The sequence below is a fragment of the Corynebacterium stationis genome, from assembly GCF_001941345.1.
Classification (GTDB): domain Bacteria; phylum Actinomycetota; class Actinomycetes; order Mycobacteriales; family Mycobacteriaceae; genus Corynebacterium; species Corynebacterium stationis.
This window is the reverse complement of the sequence record NZ_CP009251.1, coordinates 2,268,023-2,288,176: the sequence shown is the minus strand read 5'-3', so window position 1 is coordinate 2,288,176 and position 20,154 is coordinate 2,268,023. Positions and strand designations below refer to the sequence as shown.

Below are 20,154 nucleotides of genomic sequence, written 5' to 3'. Positions count from 1 at the left end.
AGGACATGACTGATTTTCAACGTGCTGATGGTCGTGACTTAGACCAGCTGCGAAGTGTCCGTATTACCCGCAATTTCACCACTAATCCTGCCGGCTCTGTGCTGGTTGAGTTCGGCAACACCCGCGTGATGTGTACTGCTTCAGTGCAGCAGGGCGTTCCGCGTTTTAAGAAGGATTCCGGTGAGGGCTGGTTGACTGCGGAATACGCTATGCTGCCGTCTGCAACCCATGACCGTATGCCACGTGAGTCCATGAAAGGCAAGGTCAAGGGCCGCACTCATGAGATTTCTCGCCTGGTAGGCCGTTCCCTGCGCGCGGCGATTGACTTGAGCCAGCTGGGGGAGAACACCATCCAGATTGACTGCGATGTGCTCCAGGCCGATGGTGGTACCCGCACTGCATCGATTACGGGTGCATATGTAGCGCTTGCCGATGCCATCGCTGTCCTAAAAGACCAAGGCGTGGTTCCCGGCGAGCCACTGTTAGACCCCATCGCTGCAGTCTCCGTAGGCATTGTCGAAGGCAATGTCTGCTTGGACTTGCCATATGAGGAAGACTCCCGCGCAGAAGTTGACCTAAATGTCGTAATGCAGGAATCCGGCAACTTCGTGGAAGTTCAAGGCACCGGTGAAAACGGTCTCTTCGGACGCGATGAGCTCAACGCCATGCTCGATGTTGCACAGAAGGGCTGCTTTGAGCTCATCGCGGCTCAGCGCGCAGCTTTGGGAATCTAGGTCGCATGAAACTTCTTGTTGCATCGAATAACGCGAAGAAGCTCCGCGAGCTGGAAAAGATTCTGGCTGATGCCGGCATCGATTCTGTTGAGCTAGTTCCACTGCGTGACGTCGAGCCTTATGACGAGCCAGTCGAAAACGGACGCACCTTTGCCGATAATGCTTTGATTAAGGCGCACGCTGGCGCGCAGGCAACGGGTCTTGCCTGCATTGCTGACGATTCCGGCATTGCGGTGGAAGAACTCAACGGGATGCCAGGTGTCCTTTCTGCACGCTGGTCTGGTCAGCACGGCAATGATGTGGCGAATAATGAGTTATTGCTGGCGCAGATGGAACATGTTCCGTCCGAACGCCGCCAGGCGGCTTTTGTTTCGGTGTGTGCTTTGGTTACTCCGGCGGGCCAAGATCACGTTGCCGAAGGACGCTGGCCTGGCACACTGCTGAGAGCCCCGCGTGGTGAGGCTGGCTTTGGCTACGACCCGCTTTTCCAACCCGAAGGTGACACTCGTTCCTCTGCGGAGATGACACCTGAGGAGAAGAATGCCGCCTCGCACCGCGGGCGTGCATTGGCACAGCTGGTGCCGGTGATTGAAAAGCTCGCTGCTTCCCGCTAGTTGGCACCGAAACTAGTAGCAGCCCGCGCATAGCGAAAGGACCGTACAGTTTTCTAATGCACGGTCCTTTGCTTTGCAATATCCGCAGTTTATTCAGCTAAATCTTCAAGATTTAGCTCTTAGAGTTGGAACACTGCTTTGACCTGGTCGCGGCGTTTGATCTCCATCCAGAAGGAGAAGAACGGAATTACGCCGGCAAGAGCGGTGGTAAACCATTGACCCACGGACCAGCGAGCTTTAGGCGCAAGGTTCAAAATGGACAGCAAGTACACCATGTAGGCAAGACCGTGTGCCTGCGCAATCAGGGTGGCCCAGTCCGGCATTTCCATGCCTACGATGTATTCCAAAACCATGCGGATAACCAGGATTACCAGGAAGATACCGGTGATCGTCGCGGCAATGGTGAAGAATTTCAATGCGGTATCGACGCGCTTTTGACGTTCTGGGTGTACCTGCTGCGGGCTAGCCATTTTAAAGAAAAGTCCTTTTCGGTTGTGAAGGTGTGGTGGAAATTATTGATTTCCAAGCTCTAGCTTTATCAGATTCTACAAATCCGCGTGATGGTCATTTCGGTGTTGCTCGGGTGCTGCCTGCCTTCGCCGCGGCTGGTTTAGAGCGTTGAATTCTTCAACGCTTAGCTGCCTGCGTTGGGGAAGGAAATTTTCATCAATCTTGGTGATTTGGTCATCAGTCTCTTGTGGTGCCTGGTAGACGAAGTCTTCAGCGCCGGATTGGGCAGCTTCGTTTTCTGCATCAATTCGCTGATTCTCGTAATGAAGTGCCGTGCGATATGCGTAAATCACGAAGGCTGCAAAGAGCGGCCATTGAAAGGCGTATCCCAGATTTTGGAAGGTGCCGGAGCCGGATTGAAAACGCGTCCACTGCCACCATGCAAGGCCCAGAAAGGCAACTACGAAAACCCCGATGAGCACAAAATGCCACCATCGTGGTTTGATTTTATTTCGCTGCTGACTCACATCTTCCACCCTACCCATGATTTTCCAAAAGCCCTATTTGCTCGATTATTAGTTTGGCCACCATTTGTTGTACTATCGATTCCGCAGGCGCCCGTGGCGGAATTGGCAGACGCGCTAGATTTAGGTTCTAGTGTCCTCAGGGCGTGTGAGTTCAAGTCTCACCGGGCGCACCATGCAAAATAGCCTTCCAGTTATACTGGGAGGCTATTTTTCTATTTGCGGCACGGCTGGGCCGGAAAATAGGTAGTGCGCATGAACTAATTTTGTGCGACCATGGATTAGGTAACCCTTTTCAATCAGTTCAATACATAGTGTGAGGCTTCGAGTTCATCGGGGTGTCCACGCCCTATCCAGTCGGTGATAATTTTGACTACTATAATTGTGCTCGCAGTCCTCTTACTTCTCGTTGTGGTGACCATTTTTGATGGCTACTTCATTGTTCGCACTCGAGAGGCCGCCATCGTTGAGCGCCTCGGTAAGTTCAACAAGGTCGCGCACGCAGGTTTCCACTTCAAACTGCCTTATATCGACCGCGTTCGTGACAAGATTTCTTTGCAGATTCACCAGCTGGACGTCATGGTTGAAACCAAGACCAAAGACAACGTCTTTGTGCAGATCCCAGTAGCTGTGCAGTATGAAACAGTCGAAGGCCGTGAGCGCGAGGCGTTCTACCGCCTATCCGACCACGAGCAGCAGATCATTGCCTACGTGCAGGACAACGTTCGCTCTTCGGTCGCGAACATGAATCTGGATGATTCCTTCTCGTCCAAAGACACCATTGCTCAAAACGTTGGCCTGTCCCTGCGTGACAACATGGCGGAGTACGGCTGGAACTTCGTTAACACCCTGGTCACCGATATTCGCCCAGATGCCCGCGTTCGTGAATCCATGAACTCGATTAACGCGGCGCAGCGTGAACGCGAAGCAGCTGTTGCCCAGGCTGAGGCTGAGAAAATTCGCGTCATTAAAGAAGCAGAAGGTTCCGCTGAAGCTCGCAAGTTGCAAGGTCGCGGTGTTGCTGAGCAGCGTAAGGAAATTGTTGAAGGTATCGCAGCACAGTATGAGATGCTGCGTGCTGCCGGTATCGATGAATCACCAGAAGCTTTGATGCTGGTATCGCAATATTTGGACGCCATGGTCGATGTTTCCAGCAACTCGCAGTCCAACGTACTGTTTATGCCGTCTAACCCAGGCGGAATGGGCGATATCTTCCAAGGCATGCGCGATGTGCTGATGTCTTCGCACGCACTCGATAAAAACGATGGCTCCGCGAAGGTTGCTGATAGCGAGCCTCGCCAGATTTCCCAGCCGCAGCCGCAGTACAATCCGGCGCAATCCCAGCCGAGCCAGCAGCGTCAGCAGCAGCCGCAGCAGGTTCAGTCCGCGCGTGAGTACTTCAACGAAATGCGTGACCAGCTCCGTGGTGGCGGCCAGTAAGAACAAGCCCGGCGTTAAACGCTACGAATTGAAAAGACCCTGCTTCGGCAGGGTCTTTTTGATTCTGGGCTAAGCCCACGGGTTGCGCAGGCTGCGGCGGATAGCCCACCAACCAGCTATCGCCGGGGCTGCACCCACAACTAGAACCAAAAGGAAGCGTTGCCAGGATTCGAGAATAATTGGGAAGACTACGTCTGGATTTTCTGCACGTTGATAAGCAGTCCAGCTCAAGTAGATCGTGACAGCAATGAGAAGGGCAAGCGCAATGGCGGCGGATAGCCCCATCGTTAGCAGCTGCGGCCAGCGGCGAAGCGAGATTCCCACCGCAAGGCCAGTGATGGTGAAGATTAAGAAAGCCGACACCAAAATCAGGTAGGTCCAGGCCACAGAAGCTGCCGTAATTCCCATATCTGGGAGCACGTATTCCGCGTCATTGGTATCAAGATGCGTAACTGGGCCGTCAGTATTGACAAACCAGTCATACCAGGTGTAATAGGGCGAATTTCTCTGCATGATCAGCGCTGATGCAGCCGCAATCGCCGCCATCACAGCCGACCACAGAGCTGCGGTCGTAAGCGCGCCGCCGACCCAGCGTCGAGCAGGAACGTCGAGTGCGTGGAGTTTTGGCCAGTTGTGGCCGGCATCGACAAAAAGCAAACCGCTAAAAATTAGTCCGCCCCATGTCCATAGCCCTCCATCGAAGGCCCACCAGCGACCGAAGGCAAGTGCGATGGAAACGGCTATGAACGTGAAGAGGAATTCGCGCCGGACGGGTTTTAAGAATGCTGCGAACATCTCAGTTCCTTTCGGTAGAAGCTAGCAAGTTGATAAGCGTGGGGTCATCGGCAGTCGAAATATCGATGCCCTCTGTCTGTGCGCGAACAGTTTCCGAAGAAGACAATGCTTCGGCCAGGGTGACTGCGGAAATACCGCCTAAAGCCCGCTTGTCGACGACCTTCTTCCGCGAGACAATCTCTTCAATAACAGCTGTAGAGCCAGTAAGTGTTGGGAAATTCTCGCGGAGGATATCTAATTCCACGGGGGCGGACACACTGTTGTCATGAACGGTAATGACGTGGTCGACAAGGCCCACGAGGTCCTCGGCGCGGTGTGTAGCAATCACGAGAATGCGCTCGGATTCGGCGAGCAATTCGATGAAGACCTCGCGCAGCATCGTTCGGGAATCGATGTCTAATCCATCGAGTGGTTCATCGAGAAGCAGCATTGGTTTATCGGATGCCAGGGTGCTCGCCAAAGTAAGCAAGCGACGCTGCCCAGCGCTTAACGATGCAAACCGTGCCTTAAGCGGGATGTCACCGAGGATGCGCGATGCGAGCGCATCATCAAAGTTAGGACGAGCAAGGCGAGCACACACCAGGTGGTCGGCAACCGTGTAACCAGCGAACGTGGCATCGGCAGCCGATGGTGCAATGGACGCATTGCCTTGGGCATGAAGTTTTCGCAGCAACGTGGTTTTACCCGCCGCATTAGGGCCAATGAGGCCATAGGCGCCAGGGGAGATGTCGAGGGTCATAGTCGGTTCCTTTCCTCATCGAGGAGACGGTCGAGTTCCGCGTCGCTTAAACCAAGTGCGCGTGCTTCATCAAGAAGCGGACGAATAAAGCTGGCGGCAAGATTTTCGCGCCGGGTGGCACGAACTTTCTCACGAGCACCATGGACTACGAACATCCCTAGGCCGCGACGCTTTTCGAGCAAGCCTTCGTCGACAAGCAGCGTAAGCGCTTTGGCACTTGTGGTTGGGTTGACCGAATGAAACGCAGAGAGTTCATTCGTGGACGGCGCGCGTTCGCCTTCGGGCAAAAGACCAGAAGAAATCTGGTCGCGAATACCCGCGGCGAGGCGCTGATAGATGGGTCGAGTTTCAGGCATTGGCGGCTCCTTAGGTTTATGGGTTAACCACCTATGTGGGTAACCATATAGCCATTTGCGGATAAATGGCAATAGCAAAGGTCAAACTGCTTAGTTTGTGCAGGTAGCGAGCTGGGTGTGTAGCGCGTCTTTTTCTGCGGGGGTTACCCACAATCCGTATTCGGACTTCACGTCAATGATGTCGCGGGCGTATTCGCAACGGTGCTGACGCTGCGGTGGGAGCCAGGTCGCGGCATCGCCAGCGCCCTTTTGTGCATTTAGGCGACCTTTTACCGCGCGCAGATTGCGCGGGTCGTTGGCAAAGTTGCGACGCGTTTCCTCGTCCCATTGCTGCGCGCCTTTTTGCCAGGCATCGGCAAGCGCCACGATGTGGTCAATTTGAACTTCCGAAGATGTCGAACGCCCGCGGGTGAAATCGATAGTCTCACCACTGTAAGCGTCATGCAGCGTGCCTGATAAAACCACGCAGCCGTAGGTGCCTTCTTTAATTTCTGTGTTGACCAGGTCGCGGCGCAAAATATCATTGCGGGTATCGCAGCCGTTGTGGCCAAATTCCACCGTGACATCATCGCTCCATGCCTGGCCAAAAAGCTCACGTTCATAACCGGTCTTTGGCGCACGTCCTGCAACGCGCAGGCTGTCTAGGGCTTGGACGTAGTGATTCGAAGCATCCGGCTGGGAAGCGGTAGCTTCCTGCGTAGCTGGTGCTGTTTTCACGAAAGTTTCAACCGAACCAGGCTGGGCATTCCGGGAATCGGCGTCATTGTAAAAAGCAACGCCAATGATGATTGCTAAGAGAATGAGAATTTGAACAGCAACCGTTGCCACACGCTTTAAACCTTTAGTCATGATGGATGATGATTCTAGACTGCCAGTGGGACAAGCCCGAAGTTGGTGACGAAAGCGTGTTTGATAAAAGGGTGCTTGATAACCGTTCAGATTCGGTGTTGCGAAGGGCTATGGGCGGCGCATCCGTGCACACATAAGAAGAATTGCGCCCAGCGCGACGGGCGCAATTCCAACCACGGCTAGATAGAAAGTTTCCCCAGCTGGGGAATTTGGATCGTAGAACGTCGAAAGAGCGCCGGCGAGTGATGAGCCAATGGCCATCGTGAGAAAATAAACTGCTGAGAACCGAGTGTTAAAAGCGCGGGGAGCATGAGTGCCGGCGGCAGCCATCGCGACGGGCCCGACGAAAAGCTCGCCCAGTGTCATGAGCAAAATAGTCCCGCCAAGAATTAGGAATGGAGTCGAGCCGGGGCCCATGCCAGTAAAGGGGAGCAAGAGAAACATCCCGGCGCCAGCAATGATGACGCCAATGCTTGTCAGTGTGCGGTTGTGTGGGGAGAACATTGAATAGCGCAGGAAAAGTGCTGCAAGCATTGGGCTAAATAACAAGATGAATAGCGGGTTTAAGGACTGAGTCCACGCTGCCGGAACGAGGAATCCGAAGACCTCACGGTTTAAGCGTTGCTCTGAATAGACAGCGAGGACACCATAGATCTGCGATTGCAGGCACCAATAGACCACAGAGCATACGAAGATGGGAAGAAATTCACGCACCTTGATGCGCTCTGCCGCGGTAACCAGTGGCGAGCGGAACATGGTCCACATGAGGAAACCAGCTACGGCCACTGTCAGGGCTAGGAGAACGTAAGAAATGGTGGTGGGATCCAGCCATAGAACTGCGCATATTCCGGCAATGCAACACGCGAGAGCGGCGGCTGCAGTCCGATAATAGTCCTGTTTTCCTAATGGATGTGCAGGCTTTGCGATGACATCTTTGAGCCGGTCATCCGCATTTTTGAGAATAAAGCGACGCCCAACGGCATAGCTTAAAAGCCCGATGATCATGAGCATGCCAGCTGCCATAAAACCCATGTGGTAGTTGTAGTGCTGGGCCAGCCAACCGGTCAGAAGCGGGCCGAAAAGACCTCCGATGTTAATCCCGCAATAAAAGACCTGGAAACTGGCATCGCGCGCGCCGGGGGTGGACGCAAATGCTGCACCCAAGATGGTGATGGCTGCAGTCTTAAGTAGGCCAGAACCCGCGGCGATGGGCAGAAGCCCTGCAATAAGTCCTGTGTACCCGGGGACAAGTGACAGGCACAGGTGTCCGAACACCAGCATTAATGCGCCGGTCAGAAGTGTTCGTTCCGCCCCTAAGAGATGGTCCGCAATCCATCCACCGACAAATGTGAACAGGTAAAGCAAGCTGCCGTAGGCACCAAGTAGTGCGGTGGCATGGGTTTGTTCCATGCCAAGGCCGCCGTCGGTGACTGTTGAATACAGGTAGTAGGCCAAAATCGCCTGCATTCCGTAGAAGCTGAAGCGTTCCCACATCTCTACCCCGGCGATGGTGGGGACGATGGAGCAGGCCATCGAAGATTTTATTGAATGGTGTTCAATTATGGTCATGGGGGACAATGTACTGCATGGTTTGATGTGATAAACAAGTGGGTATGGAATTATTGAACAGTGTTCATGAGGGTGCGATGGGGATGGACGGCAATGCCGTTCGCGATGTTGATTCCGCGCACATTTGGCATCCCTACGCCGCACCGGGCCAAGACGTCTTTGTGGTCGCAAGTGCAAATGCCGTGTATCTCACCATGGCGGACGGAGCAGAGCTGATTGATGGAATGTCATCGTGGTGGTCTGCCGCCCATGGGCATAGGCATCCGCGGTTTGTGGCAGCCGCGAAGAAGCAGATAGACACAATGAGCCACGTCATGTTCGGTGGGCTTACCCACGCACCGGCCGCGCAGCTGACGAAGAACCTGATGCATCTCACCGGTGGCGCGTATTCCCAGGTCTTTTACTCGGATTCGGGCTCGGTCGCCGTAGAGGTTGCCATGAAAATGGCGCTGCAGTGGGCACGCGGGCGCGGCAAGAAGGGGGACCGGTTCTTAACGTGGAGGTCCGGGTACCACGGGGATACTTTCGCGACGATGAGCGTGTGCGATCCAGTCGGTGGAATGCACGCCATGTGGGGACCTAATGTTCTGACCGAACAAGTTTTTGCGGATGCGCCACCGGTTCGCGGGGCTTCGGCGGCACAGCGAGCGAAGTACTTGGAGCGCCTAGAGCAGCTTATCGATGAGTCAATAGTCGCCCTCCTCATTGAACCCGTAGTTCAAGGCGCTGGCGGGATGCGGTTTCATGACCATGAACTGCTCGTTGGGGTGCGCGAAATATGCGACCGCAACGACGTATTGCTCATCGCTGATGAGATCGCTACCGGGTTTGGCCGTACCGGTGATCTTTTTGCCACGCATGCTGCTGGAATTACTTCTGACATAATGTGCGTGGGAAAGGCGCTGACTGGTGGTTTCATGTCGCTGGCGGCAACGCTGGCTACACCGAAGGTGGTGGAAGCGATGCAGCCTAAAGCGCTGATGCACGGCCCAACTTTCATGGCCAACCCACTGGCATGTGCAGTAGCGGCGGAAGCAACAGCGCTGATTGCGGAAGGTGCGTGGAGAGAAGACGTACCGCGTATTGAAGAGGGGCTGCGCGCCGGGCTGTCCAAGGCAGAAGAGCTTCCAGGAGTTGTGGATGTCCGCGTCCTCGGCGCCATCGGCGTGATTGAAATGGCGCATGACGTAGATATGGCAGCTACTACCGCAGCTGCAATGCGCAATGGTGTGTGGCTGCGGCCTTTCGGCCGACTGATTTATGCCATGCCGCCGTTTATCTCAACGGATGATGAAGTTGCACAAATTGCACGCGCAATGGTCGCAGCAGCGGAAAGCGCATAAGACATGATCATTTTTGTGACGGGGACAGGAACAGATATTGGGAAGACCGTTGTTACTGCGGCTCTTGCGAGCCACTATCGGAGTCATGGACATGACGTGGTGGTGGCAAAGCCGGTGCAAACTGGTGAGCCAACAGGTCATGGCGATATCTTCACGGTTAAAGCGCTAACTGATGTAGATGTCGCAGAGTATGTGCGATATCCAGAACCCTTGGCGCCAAACCTCGCAGCTAGGCGCGCAGGTGTGGTTCAGGTGGAGCGTGGTGAGTTGGTGGACTGGATACGGCAATTAGATGATCCGGAACGTGTGGTCCTGGTGGAAGGGGCCGGTGGGCTCCTAGTGCGGCTTGCCGATGATTTCACGCTTGCGAATATCGCTGCGGATGTTGGCGCGCCGATCATCGTGGTCACCTCCCTCGGTTTGGGCAGTTTGAATTGGGCGGAGCTAACCGTGCGCGAGGCGCAGCGTCGGGGCCTGCAGGTTGCGGGATTAATCGGTGGAAGCATGCCTGCAAACCCCGATCTTGCAACGCAATTGAATATCGAGGAGTTGGAGAAAGTTACCGGTGTTCGCTTGTGGGGGTGTATTCCGCAGGGAGCAGGCGCGATGGACGTGAAAGCTTTCAGTGAAGGTTCTCGCAACTGGTTGCGCGATTTGCCGTCAGACCCGTCTAGCTTAGTTAGCTGATGTGAGTTGGGAAGCAGGTAGGCTCTGTTGAGGAATCTGCTGAACAGAGAAGAGCGGAACCGGGAAGAACGGAGACTTTGAGCGTGAGCATTGATTACATCTTTGATGGCTATCTGGATGATGCCGGGATTGCTCGAAGCGCTGAAGTTGTCCCAGATCATGCCTGCCAGGTCTTTGATGGGGAAGTCTTGGAAAGTGATAATTCAGTCAAAGAATCTCCTAAGTCTGCGCCCTCACTTGAACAGGCGCGCGATACAGTGGAAAGAATGCTTAGCTGCGATATATAGTTCAGGTCACAAAAGCAGTGGTGAGTGAATTTATCGGTTGATTTGCCCTAAAGTTGCATGTCATTGGCGGCGCGGGGCAAAAGATGATGGTTCCCTCATGATTTTGTGGCATGCTGGTAAACCAGCTGAATTTTTGGCCTGCCATTTTCGTTTTGTTCTTCGCGAATTTAATCCGAATCTTTCAATCCGAAACCCTGCCATTGGTCATAACCGATATCACTAGGAGTTAAACGAATCGTGACTATTGACATCTCTAACCACCGCCTGGTGAACCGCCTGGAGACTGAAAAATTTGCTCTCAGCTTTTCAGGGCAGGGTTTTCCTTGGTTGCCAACTTTGCGCACCGTTATTGCCGGTGGCGTGGAGTCGCAGGTGGCTGGTGCGGTAGACGGTGCCAAGAAGCTGCTTGAGCCACTTGCCGATGAGCTAGTCGCAGCGATGCCACACGGTTTCGACCCCGTGCAGTGGGCAGCAAAGGACGAGGACCCAGCGTGGGATTTGTCTGATTCTGCTATTTCTACTCCGGGTATCGTGCTCGCGCAGTATGGTCTTTTGCAGTCTTTGAAGCAGCAGGGTTTAAATTACGAAGACGCAGCCGCACACATTGGCCATTCCCAGGGCGCATTAGCTACCTTTATCTCTTCAGGCCGTGCACAGGCCTCGGAAGTTATTGCTTTGGCGCAGCTTATTGGCGTCGCTATTTCTAAGACTGCCCGCGCCACCGGGCTTATTCGCACCGCGGCTGGTTCCCCGATGGTGTCGATTGCAGGTATTACCCGTGAGCAGTTAGAAAAGGTGCTGGCTAAGACCGGTGTCGGCAGCATTATTGGTCTGCAGAATAACCGCAATACCTTCGTTATTGTGGGCACGCCGGAAGATAACAACAAGGTTATTGAGGTCATCGAGAAGCTCGCGGAAAAAGACGCGAAGGCTATTGAGAATAAAGAACGCGGCGGCAATCCTTTCGCCCCGCGCATTAATGCTTTGCCGGTACAAGCCGCCTACCACCACCCGAAGATGCATGCAGCCGTTGAGCTCGTTATTAACTGGGCCGCACAAATTGGCCTGGATGCAGAGCTTGCGCGCGATGGTGCAGAGGCAGTTTTGACCGATGTTGTCGACTGGCCAGCAACTGTGCAGTCAGCCATCGATGCCGGCGCGCAGTGGATTTTGGAATGCGGTCCTGAAAAGGGCATGTCTTCAGTAACCAAGACGGTTGTGGCAGGACAGGGCATTGGCGTGCAGGTTGTCTCCACCGACGAGGGCCAAGCAGCGCTTTTCGATGTCGGCCAGGCTCCCGAACTTCCTCTCAACTTCGAGAAGTTCGCGCCAAAGGTCTTCGACGAGGCCGGCAAGACCCGTTTGTCCACGCGCTTTACTGAATTAACTGGTTATTCCCCAGTCGTGTTGGCGGGTATGACGCCATCGACTGTAGACCCAGCGATTGTCGCAGCCGCTGCGAATGCTGGTTTCTGGGCAGAACTGGCCGGTGGTGGCCAGGTTACCGACGCGATTTTGAATGACTCATTGGAGCGTTTGGAAGAGCTGCTGAACCCGGGCATCAACGCCCAGTTCAACGCGATGTACCTGTCGCCTAAGCAGTGGCGTACCCAGATTGAAGGACGTCGTCTCATCCCGCGTGCGCGTGCGAACGGCGCTTCCATCAACGGTGTTGTCTGCTCCGCTGGTATTCCTCCACATGAGGAAGCTCTAGCGCTGGTGCGCCAGCTCCAGGAAGACAATATTCCGTGGGTAGCGTTCAAGCCAGGTGCAGTGCGCCAGATTAAGAAGATCCTCGATATCGCAGATGATTTGCCAGATACCACCATCATTATGCAGGTTGAAGGCGGCAAGGCCGGCGGTCACCACTCGTGGGAAGACCTCGATGACCTGCTGATTGAAACCTATGCCGATATCCGCGAGCGCAACAACGTAGTACTCATGGCTGCCGGCGGCATCGGCGCGCCTGAGCGCGGTGCGCAGTACCTGATCGGTGAGTGGGCCAAGGTTTATGGCCTGCCAGCAATGCCTGTCGATGCCATCATGATCGGCACCGCCGCTATGGCCACCTTGGAATCCACCGCATCAGAGTCCGTCAAGCAGGCGCTGGTTGCAACCCAGGGCCTCGAAGACATCCCTGGTGGCGGCTGGGTTCCAGCCGGCGGCGCACGCGATGGTATTGCATCGGGCCGCTCCCAACTGGGGGCGGATATCCACGAGATTGACAACACCTTCGCCAAGGCTGGTCGCCTTCTGGACGAGGTTGCTGGTGACGCCGACGCCGTTGCCGCCCGTCGCGATGAGATCATCGCAGCCATCGCTGGTACCGCAAAGCCATACTTCGGCGATATCGATGAGATGACCTATGCCGAGTGGCTGGCACGCTACCTCGAGGTCTCATACATGGGCTCGTGGGTCGATGTGTCCTGGGCACGTCGTTTTGAGCAGATGATCGCGCGCGTTGAACAGCGCCTGACCGCTGCTGACCACGGCGAATTCGCCGCACAGGTTGCCGTTGATATCGACAATCCGCAACGCGCTATCGCTGATGTCGTTGCGGCATACCCAGCAGCCGAAAAGCACACCGTTACCGCTTCCGACGTTGCCTGGTTCATTGATCTTTTGCGCGGCAAGGGCAAGCCACCAGCATTCGTCCCAGTCATTGATTCCGATGTACGCCGTTGGTGGCGCCAGGACTCGCTGTGGCAGGCACACGATGAGCGCTACACCGCAGAACAAGTAGGCATCATCCCCGGCACTACCGCTGTCGCTGGAATTACCAAGGCCAATGAGCCTGTTGCTGAGCTGCTCGCACGTTTTGAAGCAGCCGCAGTCCACGATGCTGTCGCAGCCAATGCTGAAGCTGCTGATGTCGCAAGTTCCGCATTGCAGCGCGTTCTCGCCGCGAAGTCCGTGGAGTGGGCAGGCCGCCAGCGTCCCAACCCAGTCGCGCAGATTTCTGAAGACTGGACTGTGGACGCAGAGGGAACATCGGCACGCGCGGCAGGTGCCGAGCTTGTCACCATCGATGCCGAAACCGTCGAGCTCACCGTCGCTTTGACCGGATCCGTTGCCGGTGCACAGCTAACCCTTCGCATCACCGTGCCTTCCGATGCACCGCTGTCGTCTACCCCAATCATCACCGCTGAAGCTGCAGAAAAGTCCATGGCAGCATTGGCAGAAGTTGCTGCTGGCGGCACCTTGCCAGAGGTCATCGGCAGCAAAGCAACTTGGCAGACCACTCTTGGCCCTGCTGCTTTGGCAGATTATGCAGGTGTTACCACCGGCTATATCCCAAGCGCAGACACCAATTCCGCTATTGCACCGGATGTGATTGTCGGACGCGCATGGCCAGCAGTATTCGCCGTCATCGCGAACGCCATTGTTCCAGGCACTGACTCTGCACGCGTGGTCGAAGGCCTGCTGAACCTGGTCCACCTTGAGCACAACTTGCGCCTGCACCAGCCGCTGCCGACCCAGCCAGTTGAGCTGACGATTACCGCCACCGGCGGCGAAGTCCGCGATACCTTGGTGGGCCGCGTCGTCGAGGTTTCAGTCTCGATCGACATCGACGGTGCTGACCTCAAGGATGCTCAGCTGGCTAGCCTGGAAGAGCGTTTCGCCATCGTCGGACGTACCGGTGAGCAGGACCTCGAGCCAGTCAATTCCACTGAGCACATCACCGATACCCCGGCTTCTTTCCGCCACCAGCTCACCGTGACCGCACCTGCATCCATGCACCCATTTGCCGTGGTCACTGGCGACCGCAACCCCATCCACGTCTCCGGCGCCGCCGCGCGTCTGGCTGGCCTGGACAACGGCGTTATCGTCCACGGCATGTGGACCTCTGCGATTGCGCAGCTTGTAGCCGGCTTCGATGGCGTTGCCGTTGCTGAATGGGCCGCGAATATGCTCAGCCCCGTACTGCCCGGCGCGCAGGTGGACTTCATCGTCGAGCGCACCGGCATCGATTCCCGCCCAGGCGCCGGCGAAGTTCGCACTGTTACTGCCAGTGTGGATGGCGACGTTGTCTTGCAGGCAACCGCCACCATGACAGCGCCACGTACCTTTTACGGTTTCCCTGGCCAGGGCATTCAGACCCCAGGCATGGGCATGGATTCTTATGCATCCTCGGCCGCCGCGCGTAACGTGTGGGAGCGTGCCGATGCCCACACCCGCTCCAAGCTTGGTTTCTCCATCCTGGAAATCGTGCGTAACAACCCCGACCGTGTCGTGGTTGACGGTGAGGAATTCACCCACCCGGATGGTGCTCTGTTCCTGACCCAGTTCACCCAGGTCGCCATGGCAACTTTGGGCTGTGCGCAGATTGCTGAGTTGGCTGAGGCCGGCGTGAAGTCGCAGGATACTTTCTTCGCAGGCCACTCCGTGGGTGAGTACAACGCCCTAGCGGCCTACGCGCAGGTTCTGTCACTCGAAGCCGTGGTAGAAATCGTCTACGCCCGTGGTCTGACCATGCACCGCCTGGTCGACCGCGATGCCCACGGCAACTCCAACTACGGCCTGGCGGCACTTCGTCCGAACAAGATCGGTATTCGTGCCGACGATGTATTCGGCTACGTGGCGCAGGTTTCTCAAGCTAGTGGCGAATTCCTCGAAATCGTTAACTACAACATTGCCGGTGTGCAATACGCGGTTGCCGGTACCCGCGCAGGTCTTGCCGCATTGGCTGCCGATGCAGAATCCCGCGCGCCGGGCCAACGTGCCTTCATCATGATTCCGGGCATTGACGTGCCGTTCCACTCTTCGTACCTGTTGGGTGGCGTTGATAACTTCCGCGCGCACCTGGATTCTTTGATCCCAGCAGAAGTAGATGTGGATGTCCTGCGTGGCCGCTACATCCCGAACCTGGTGGCGCGTCCATTCGAGCTCACCCGCGAGTTCGTTGAAGCCATGGCGGAGGTCGTCGATTCCACCTACGTCAACGACATCCTCGCTGACTTCGACAAGGCCTTGGAAAACCCAGTTAATCTGGGCCGCACCCTGCTCATCGAACTTCTGGCATGGCAGTTCGCATCGCCTGTGCGCTGGATTGAAACCCAGGACTTGCTGCTCTCCGATACCACCGAGACCGCCGGCGCTGGCACGCCTGGTCTAGGCGTGGAGCGCTTCGTCGAAATCGGCGTCGGCTCATCGCCAACCTTGGCTAACATGCTGGGCCAGACCCTGCGCTTACCGCAGTACGCCGGCAACCCAATCGAGGTCCTCAACGTCGAGCGCGACCGCGCAACCGTATTCGCCGAAGACGCCATCGAGCGGCCGCTCGTCGAAACCACTGACGCTGTTGCCGACAAGGGTGATAGTGCAACAGCAGCAGAAATTGCTGAAGCCAACGCAGCACCTGCCGCGGCGCCGGAACCGGTTATTTCGACACCGGCACCAGCACCAGCCGCTGGTGGAAGCACGCCAGCCGACAAGGCATTTAGCGCCGCTGATGCCACCGAGATGCTCATTGCTATCTGGACCAAGGTGCGCCCTGACCAGATGGGTGCAGCCGATACCATCGAGCTGCTCGTTGAGGGTGTATCTTCGCGTCGTAACCAGCTGCTGCTGGACCTCGGCGTGGAATTTGGACTCGGCGCAATCGAGGGTGCAGCCGATGCAGAAATCTCCGCGCTGAAAGACCAGGTCGCTGGCATGGCAAAGGGCTACAAGGCCTTTGGCCCAGTCCTTTCTGCACAGGTCGCAGAATCCCTGCGTCGTATTACCGGTCCTGCTGGTAAGAAGCCTGCGTACATCGCACAGCGCGTATCCGAGACCTGGGGCCTGGGTGCGGGTTGGGTCGACCGCGTCACCGCGGAGCTGGTGTTGGGCGCGCGCGAGGGAGCATCGCTACGCGGCGGCGACTTGGCGCTGCTTTCGCCGGCAAATCCGGCATCGACAGCTGAGCTCGACGCATTAATTGACGCCGCAGTGGATGCTGCGGGCGCAAAGGTCGGGATTGCCATCTCGAAGCCATCGGCAGGCGGCAGCGCTGCCGGCGGGGTAGTGGACTCCGCTGCTTTGGAGGCCTACTCCGAGAAGATGAACTCGGCGCTGGCGACCACCGCGCGTACTTTGCTGGCGCAGTTGGGCCAGCAGGCACCAACCACCGAGTTCGCTGAGGCTGATGACAACGCAGCCATCGTTGACCTGGTTACCGCTGAGCTAGGCTCTGATTGGCCACGTCTTGTCGCGCCAAGCTTTGACGCGGATAAGGCCGTGCAGCTCGATGACCGCTGGGCATCCGCGCGCGAGGACCTCGTGCGTTTGGCCCACGGTGAGATTGACTCGCTCGATATCACCGGCGCGGGTGAAGAAGCAGCCGTCATGGCGGAATACCTGGGCCTTGATGCTCAGGCGGCGCAAGCGCGTATCGATGCCTCCACCTTGGAACACAACGGCGAAGTCGCAGTTGTCACCGGTGGCTCGCCTGGTTCCATCGCGGCTGAGGTTGTTGCGAACCTGCTGCGCGAAGGCGCCACCGTTATCGCGACTACTTCACGCCTGGGCCATGACCGTCTGGAGTTTTATAAGCATCTCTACCGCACCTCCGCGCGCGGCAATGCACAGCTGTGGGTCGTGCCGGCAAACCTCAACTCCTTTGCTGACCTGGACAACCTGATCGACTGGATTGGCAGCGAGCAAACCGCGACCGTCGGCGGTTCCTCCAAGCTGGTTAAGCCAGCGATGGTTGCCAACTTGCTCTTTCCATTCGCCGCACCGCGCGTCCAGGGAACCCTGGCTGATGCGGGCGCACCGGCCGAGGCACAGATGCGTCTGCTTCTGTGGAGCGTGGAAAAGCTCATCGCGGGACTGAGCCAACTCGGCACCGGCACCCACGTGGGCCAGCGCCTGCACATTGTTCTTCCGGGCAGCCCGAACCGCGGCCGCTTCGGTGGCGACGGCGCCTACGGCGAATCCAAGGCAGCACTCGATGCGCTGGTTACTCGCTGGCACGCAGAGCCTGTCTGGGGCGACCGTACCTCGATTGTGCACGCACACATCGGTTGGGTTCGCGGCACCGGCCTTATGGGCGGCAATGACCCGCTTGTCGATGCCGTCGAGGCCAAGGGCGTTACCACCTACTCCACTGAGGAGATGGCCGAGAAATTGGTAAGCGAGGGGGCATCGACAAGCAAGCGCGAAGCCGCAGCGCAAGCTCCTGTGACCCTGGACTTTACTGGCGGCCTGGGCGAAGCCGATATCAACCTGCCGGAGCTGGCGCGTTCCCTGTCCTCGAATCTGGTGTCTGAGGGTTCATCCGAAGACGCAGCTGAGGTCACGAAGCTGCGCGCTTTGCCGAATATCCGTGAGCGCATCGAGTGGACCACCCCGGACTTTGCGGGTGTGAGCCAGAAACTTGATGACATGGTGGTCATCGTCGGTGCTGGCGAAATTGGACCTGTTGGCTCCTCGCGTACCCGCTTTGAAGTGGAAATGACCGGTGACCTCAGCGCTGCTGGTGTCATCGAACTGGCGTGGACAACTGGCCTGATTGCTTGGGACGAGGCTGCTGGTGCCTGGTTTGATGCTGACGGCGAGGAAATCGCCGAAGAAGACATCTACGACCGCTTCCACGACGAAGTTCTGGCGAATGTCGGCGTGCGTAAATACCACGACGACTATGGCCCGAACATGCCGATGGTCGATAACCTCGCGCCGGAGCTGACCACCATTTATCTAGAGCGTGACATGACCTTTGCCGTGCAAGACGAGGAAACCGCACGCACCTTCGTTGCTGATGTGGAGGGTGCAACTGCGCACTTCGACGGCGAAGAATGGCAAGTTACCCGCCCAGCTGGTTCCGAGGTGCGCGTACCGCGCCGCGTAGCGATGACCCGCTTTGTCGGCGGCCAGGTACCGAAGGGCTTTGACCCAGGTGTCTACGGGATTCCTGCCGATATGATCGACAACCTCGACCGCGTTGCGTTGTGGAACTTGGTTTGTACCGTCGATGCTTTCTTGGCCGCGGGCTTTAGCCCAGCTGAGCTGCTCAGCCATGTTCACCCAGCGCGCGTAAGCTCCACGCAGGGCACCGGTATGGGCGGCATGCAGTCGATGCGCTCGCTGTACCTGGATAAGTTGCTTGCTCAGCCGCGTCCGAATGACATTTTGCAGGAAGCACTGCCAAATGTTGTGGCAGCGCACGTCATGCAGTCTTATGTCGGCGGCTACGGCCAGATGGTACACCCGGTTGCGGCGTGTGCGACCGCGGCTGTTTCTGTCGAAGAGGGCATGGATAAGCTGCGTCTGCGCAAGGCGGACTTCGTGGTTGCCGGCGGTATTGATGACCTGTCTATCGAGGGCATTACCGGCTTCGGCGACATGGCGGCAACGGCTGATTCTTCCGAGATGGAAGCTAAAGGCATTGACCACAAGTACTTCTCGCGTGCCAATGATCGTCGCCGTGGTGGCTTCATTGAGTCTGAAGGTGGCGGCACTATCTTGATGGCGCGCGGTAGCCTCGCTGCTGAGCTGGGCCTGCCAGTGTTGGGCGTTGTCGGCTTTGCGGAGTCCTTCGCTGACGGTGCTCACACTTCTATTCCTGCTCCGGGCCTAGGCGCGCTATCTGCTGCCCGTGGTGGTGCGGATTCGCGTCTGGCACAGGGCCTGGATGAGCTTGGTGTGGGCGTGAACGAAATCGCTGTGGTTTCCAAGCACGACACCTCTACCAATGCCAATGACCCGAATGAGTCGGACCTGCATGAGCGCATCGCAGCGTCTATGGGCCGCGATGCTGGTAACCCGCTGTTTATCATTTCGCAGAAGACCTTGACCGGTCACGCCAAGGGCGGTGCTGCGGCCTTCCAGCTGGTTGGTCTGACCCAGGTGCTGCGCAACGGTGTGTTGCCTCCGAACCGTTCTTTGGACTGTGTGGATCCGGTGCTTCGCCATCACTCGCACCTGACCTGGTTGCGTGAGCAGCTCGACCTGCGCGCGACCCCGCCAAAGGCTGGTCTGGTGACCTCCCTTGGCTTCGGCCACGTATCCGCGTTGGTGGCTGTGGTTCATCCAGGTGCATTCCTTGCGGCGCTGCGTGCTGAGCGTGGCGAGCAAGCGGCTGTGCAATGGCAAGAAGCATCTTCAGCGCGTGAGGCAGCTGGTCTGCAACGTCTGACCGCGGCTATCTCCGGTGGCGCGGGGCTGTATGAGCGTCCTGTTGACCGCAACCTCGGCGGCACCGGTGACGCAGTCAAGGAACGCGAAGCCGCAGTCCTGCTTGACGATGACGCTCGTATGCGCGGCAACCTGCTGGAGCCAAGCCCTGATGCTTAATAAGCACGAAGCTCTGGCCGTGGGAGTGGACTTGGTCCACATCCCCGGCTTTGCCGAGCAGCTTGCCCGGCCAGGTTCTACGTTCGAGCAAGTCTTTTCTCCGTTGGAACGCCGTCATGCCCAACAGCGCCGCGATGCCGTAGGTTCAGACGGTGCGGCGAGTGCCAGCCTTGCGGGCTCGCGCACTGAGCATCTTGCTGGGCGCTGGGCAGCCAAAGAGGCTTTCATCAAGGCGTGGTCGCAGGCTATCTACGGCAACCCACCGGTTATTGAGCCAGACCTAGTGAACTTCGCTGAGATTGAGGTCTTGCCGGACCGCTGGGGCCGGGTGGCTTTGCAATTGAAAGGTGAAGTTGCAGCGAAACTCCAGGAATCTATCGGTGACGTGGAGCTGAGTTTGAGCATCAGCCACGATGGTGACTACGCCACCGCGCAGTGCTTGATGCGCTACCAGCGTTAGAGCATCAATGACATGAAGGGACTTTCCGGTT

15 protein-coding genes and 1 tRNA gene are annotated in these 20,154 nt (G+C 57.1%); 9 read left to right on the top strand and 7 right to left on the bottom strand.

Annotated elements, in window-relative coordinates; translation table 11 throughout:
- Positions 1–5: 5 nt before the first annotated feature.
- Complete coding sequence (gene rph, locus CSTAT_RS10620; RefSeq protein WP_066838922.1) at positions 6–734, top strand: ribonuclease PH; 729 nt, start codon at positions 6–8, stop codon at positions 732–734.
- A gap of 5 nt (positions 735–739) precedes the next feature.
- Positions 740–1,348 carry an RdgB/HAM1 family non-canonical purine NTP pyrophosphatase gene (gene rdgB / locus CSTAT_RS10615; protein ID WP_075723456.1) on the top strand — a complete coding sequence of 203 codons (609 nt, stop codon included), beginning with the start codon at positions 740–742 and terminating at the stop codon, positions 1,346–1,348.
- Positions 1,349–1,467: 119 nt separating this feature from the next.
- On the opposite strand, the gene CSTAT_RS10610 is transcribed toward rdgB, so the two are convergent.
- Both CSTAT_RS10610 and CSTAT_RS10605 read right to left on the bottom strand, forming a co-directional pair.
- Positions 1,468–1,818: a DUF3817 domain-containing protein gene (locus CSTAT_RS10610; protein WP_075723454.1), complete on the bottom strand. Its 351-nt coding sequence runs from the start codon at positions 1,816–1,818 to the stop codon at positions 1,468–1,470.
- A gap of 75 nt (positions 1,819–1,893) precedes the next feature.
- A complete protein-coding gene (locus CSTAT_RS10605; protein ID WP_075723452.1) occupies positions 1,894–2,343 on the bottom strand; it encodes a hypothetical protein in 450 nt (149 codons plus the stop codon).
- A 69-nt stretch (positions 2,344–2,412) separates the two neighbouring features.
- Here CSTAT_RS10605 and CSTAT_RS10600 point away from each other — a divergent pair.
- A tRNA-Leu gene (locus CSTAT_RS10600) sits at positions 2,413–2,498 on the top strand.
- A gap of 193 nt (positions 2,499–2,691) precedes the next feature.
- Entirely contained in the window at positions 2,692–3,762 is a 1,071-nt protein-coding gene (locus CSTAT_RS10595; protein WP_066796021.1) for an SPFH domain-containing protein, read from the top strand.
- Positions 3,763–3,831: 69 nt separating this feature from the next.
- On the opposite strand, the gene CSTAT_RS10590 is transcribed toward CSTAT_RS10595, so the two are convergent.
- From CSTAT_RS10590 to CSTAT_RS10570, 5 genes are all read right to left on the bottom strand, one after another.
- A complete protein-coding gene (locus CSTAT_RS10590) occupies positions 3,832–4,557 on the bottom strand; it encodes a hypothetical protein (RefSeq protein ID WP_075723451.1) in 726 nt (241 codons plus the stop codon).
- A 1-nt stretch (position 4,558) separates the two neighbouring features.
- Entirely contained in the window at positions 4,559–5,296 is a 738-nt protein-coding gene (locus tag CSTAT_RS10585) for an ATP-binding cassette domain-containing protein (RefSeq protein ID WP_075723449.1), read from the bottom strand.
- A complete protein-coding gene (locus CSTAT_RS10580) occupies positions 5,293–5,652 on the bottom strand; it encodes a GntR family transcriptional regulator (protein ID WP_066796014.1) in 360 nt (119 codons plus the stop codon). Before CSTAT_RS10580 ends, CSTAT_RS10585 begins: the two co-directional genes overlap by 4 nt.
- A gap of 90 nt (positions 5,653–5,742) precedes the next feature.
- A complete protein-coding gene (locus tag CSTAT_RS10575) occupies positions 5,743–6,501 on the bottom strand; it encodes an HNH endonuclease family protein (protein ID WP_075723448.1) in 759 nt (252 codons plus the stop codon).
- Positions 6,502–6,609: 108 nt separating this feature from the next.
- Positions 6,610–8,070 (bottom strand): peptide MFS transporter, encoded by a 1,461-nt coding sequence (locus CSTAT_RS10570; protein ID WP_075723446.1) that lies wholly within the window; start codon positions 8,068–8,070, stop codon positions 6,610–6,612.
- A gap of 83 nt (positions 8,071–8,153) precedes the next feature.
- On the opposite strand from CSTAT_RS10570, the gene CSTAT_RS10565 reads away from it, so the two are divergent.
- From CSTAT_RS10565 to acpS, 5 genes are all read left to right on the top strand, one after another.
- Positions 8,154–9,413, top strand: coding sequence for an adenosylmethionine--8-amino-7-oxononanoate transaminase (locus tag CSTAT_RS10565; RefSeq protein ID WP_075723445.1), 1,260 nt, complete (start codon positions 8,154–8,156; stop codon positions 9,411–9,413).
- 3 nt (positions 9,414–9,416) lie between these two features.
- Entirely contained in the window at positions 9,417–10,100 is a 684-nt protein-coding gene (gene bioD / locus CSTAT_RS10560; RefSeq protein ID WP_075723443.1) for a dethiobiotin synthase, read from the top strand.
- An 83-nt stretch (positions 10,101–10,183) separates the two neighbouring features.
- Positions 10,184–10,387 carry a hypothetical protein gene (locus CSTAT_RS10555; protein ID WP_244892839.1) on the top strand — a complete coding sequence of 68 codons (204 nt, stop codon included), beginning with the start codon at positions 10,184–10,186 and terminating at the stop codon, positions 10,385–10,387.
- A 237-nt stretch (positions 10,388–10,624) separates the two neighbouring features.
- Entirely contained in the window at positions 10,625–19,663 is a 9,039-nt protein-coding gene (locus tag CSTAT_RS10550; RefSeq protein WP_075723441.1) for a type I polyketide synthase, read from the top strand.
- The gene (gene acpS / locus CSTAT_RS10545) at positions 19,656–20,123 is read left to right on the top strand and encodes a holo-ACP synthase AcpS (protein ID WP_075723439.1); all 468 of its coding nucleotides are present in this window, start codon (positions 19,656–19,658) and stop codon (positions 20,121–20,123) included. The genes CSTAT_RS10550 and acpS overlap by 8 nt, the downstream gene beginning before the upstream one ends.
- Positions 20,124–20,154: the final 31 nt, after the last annotated feature.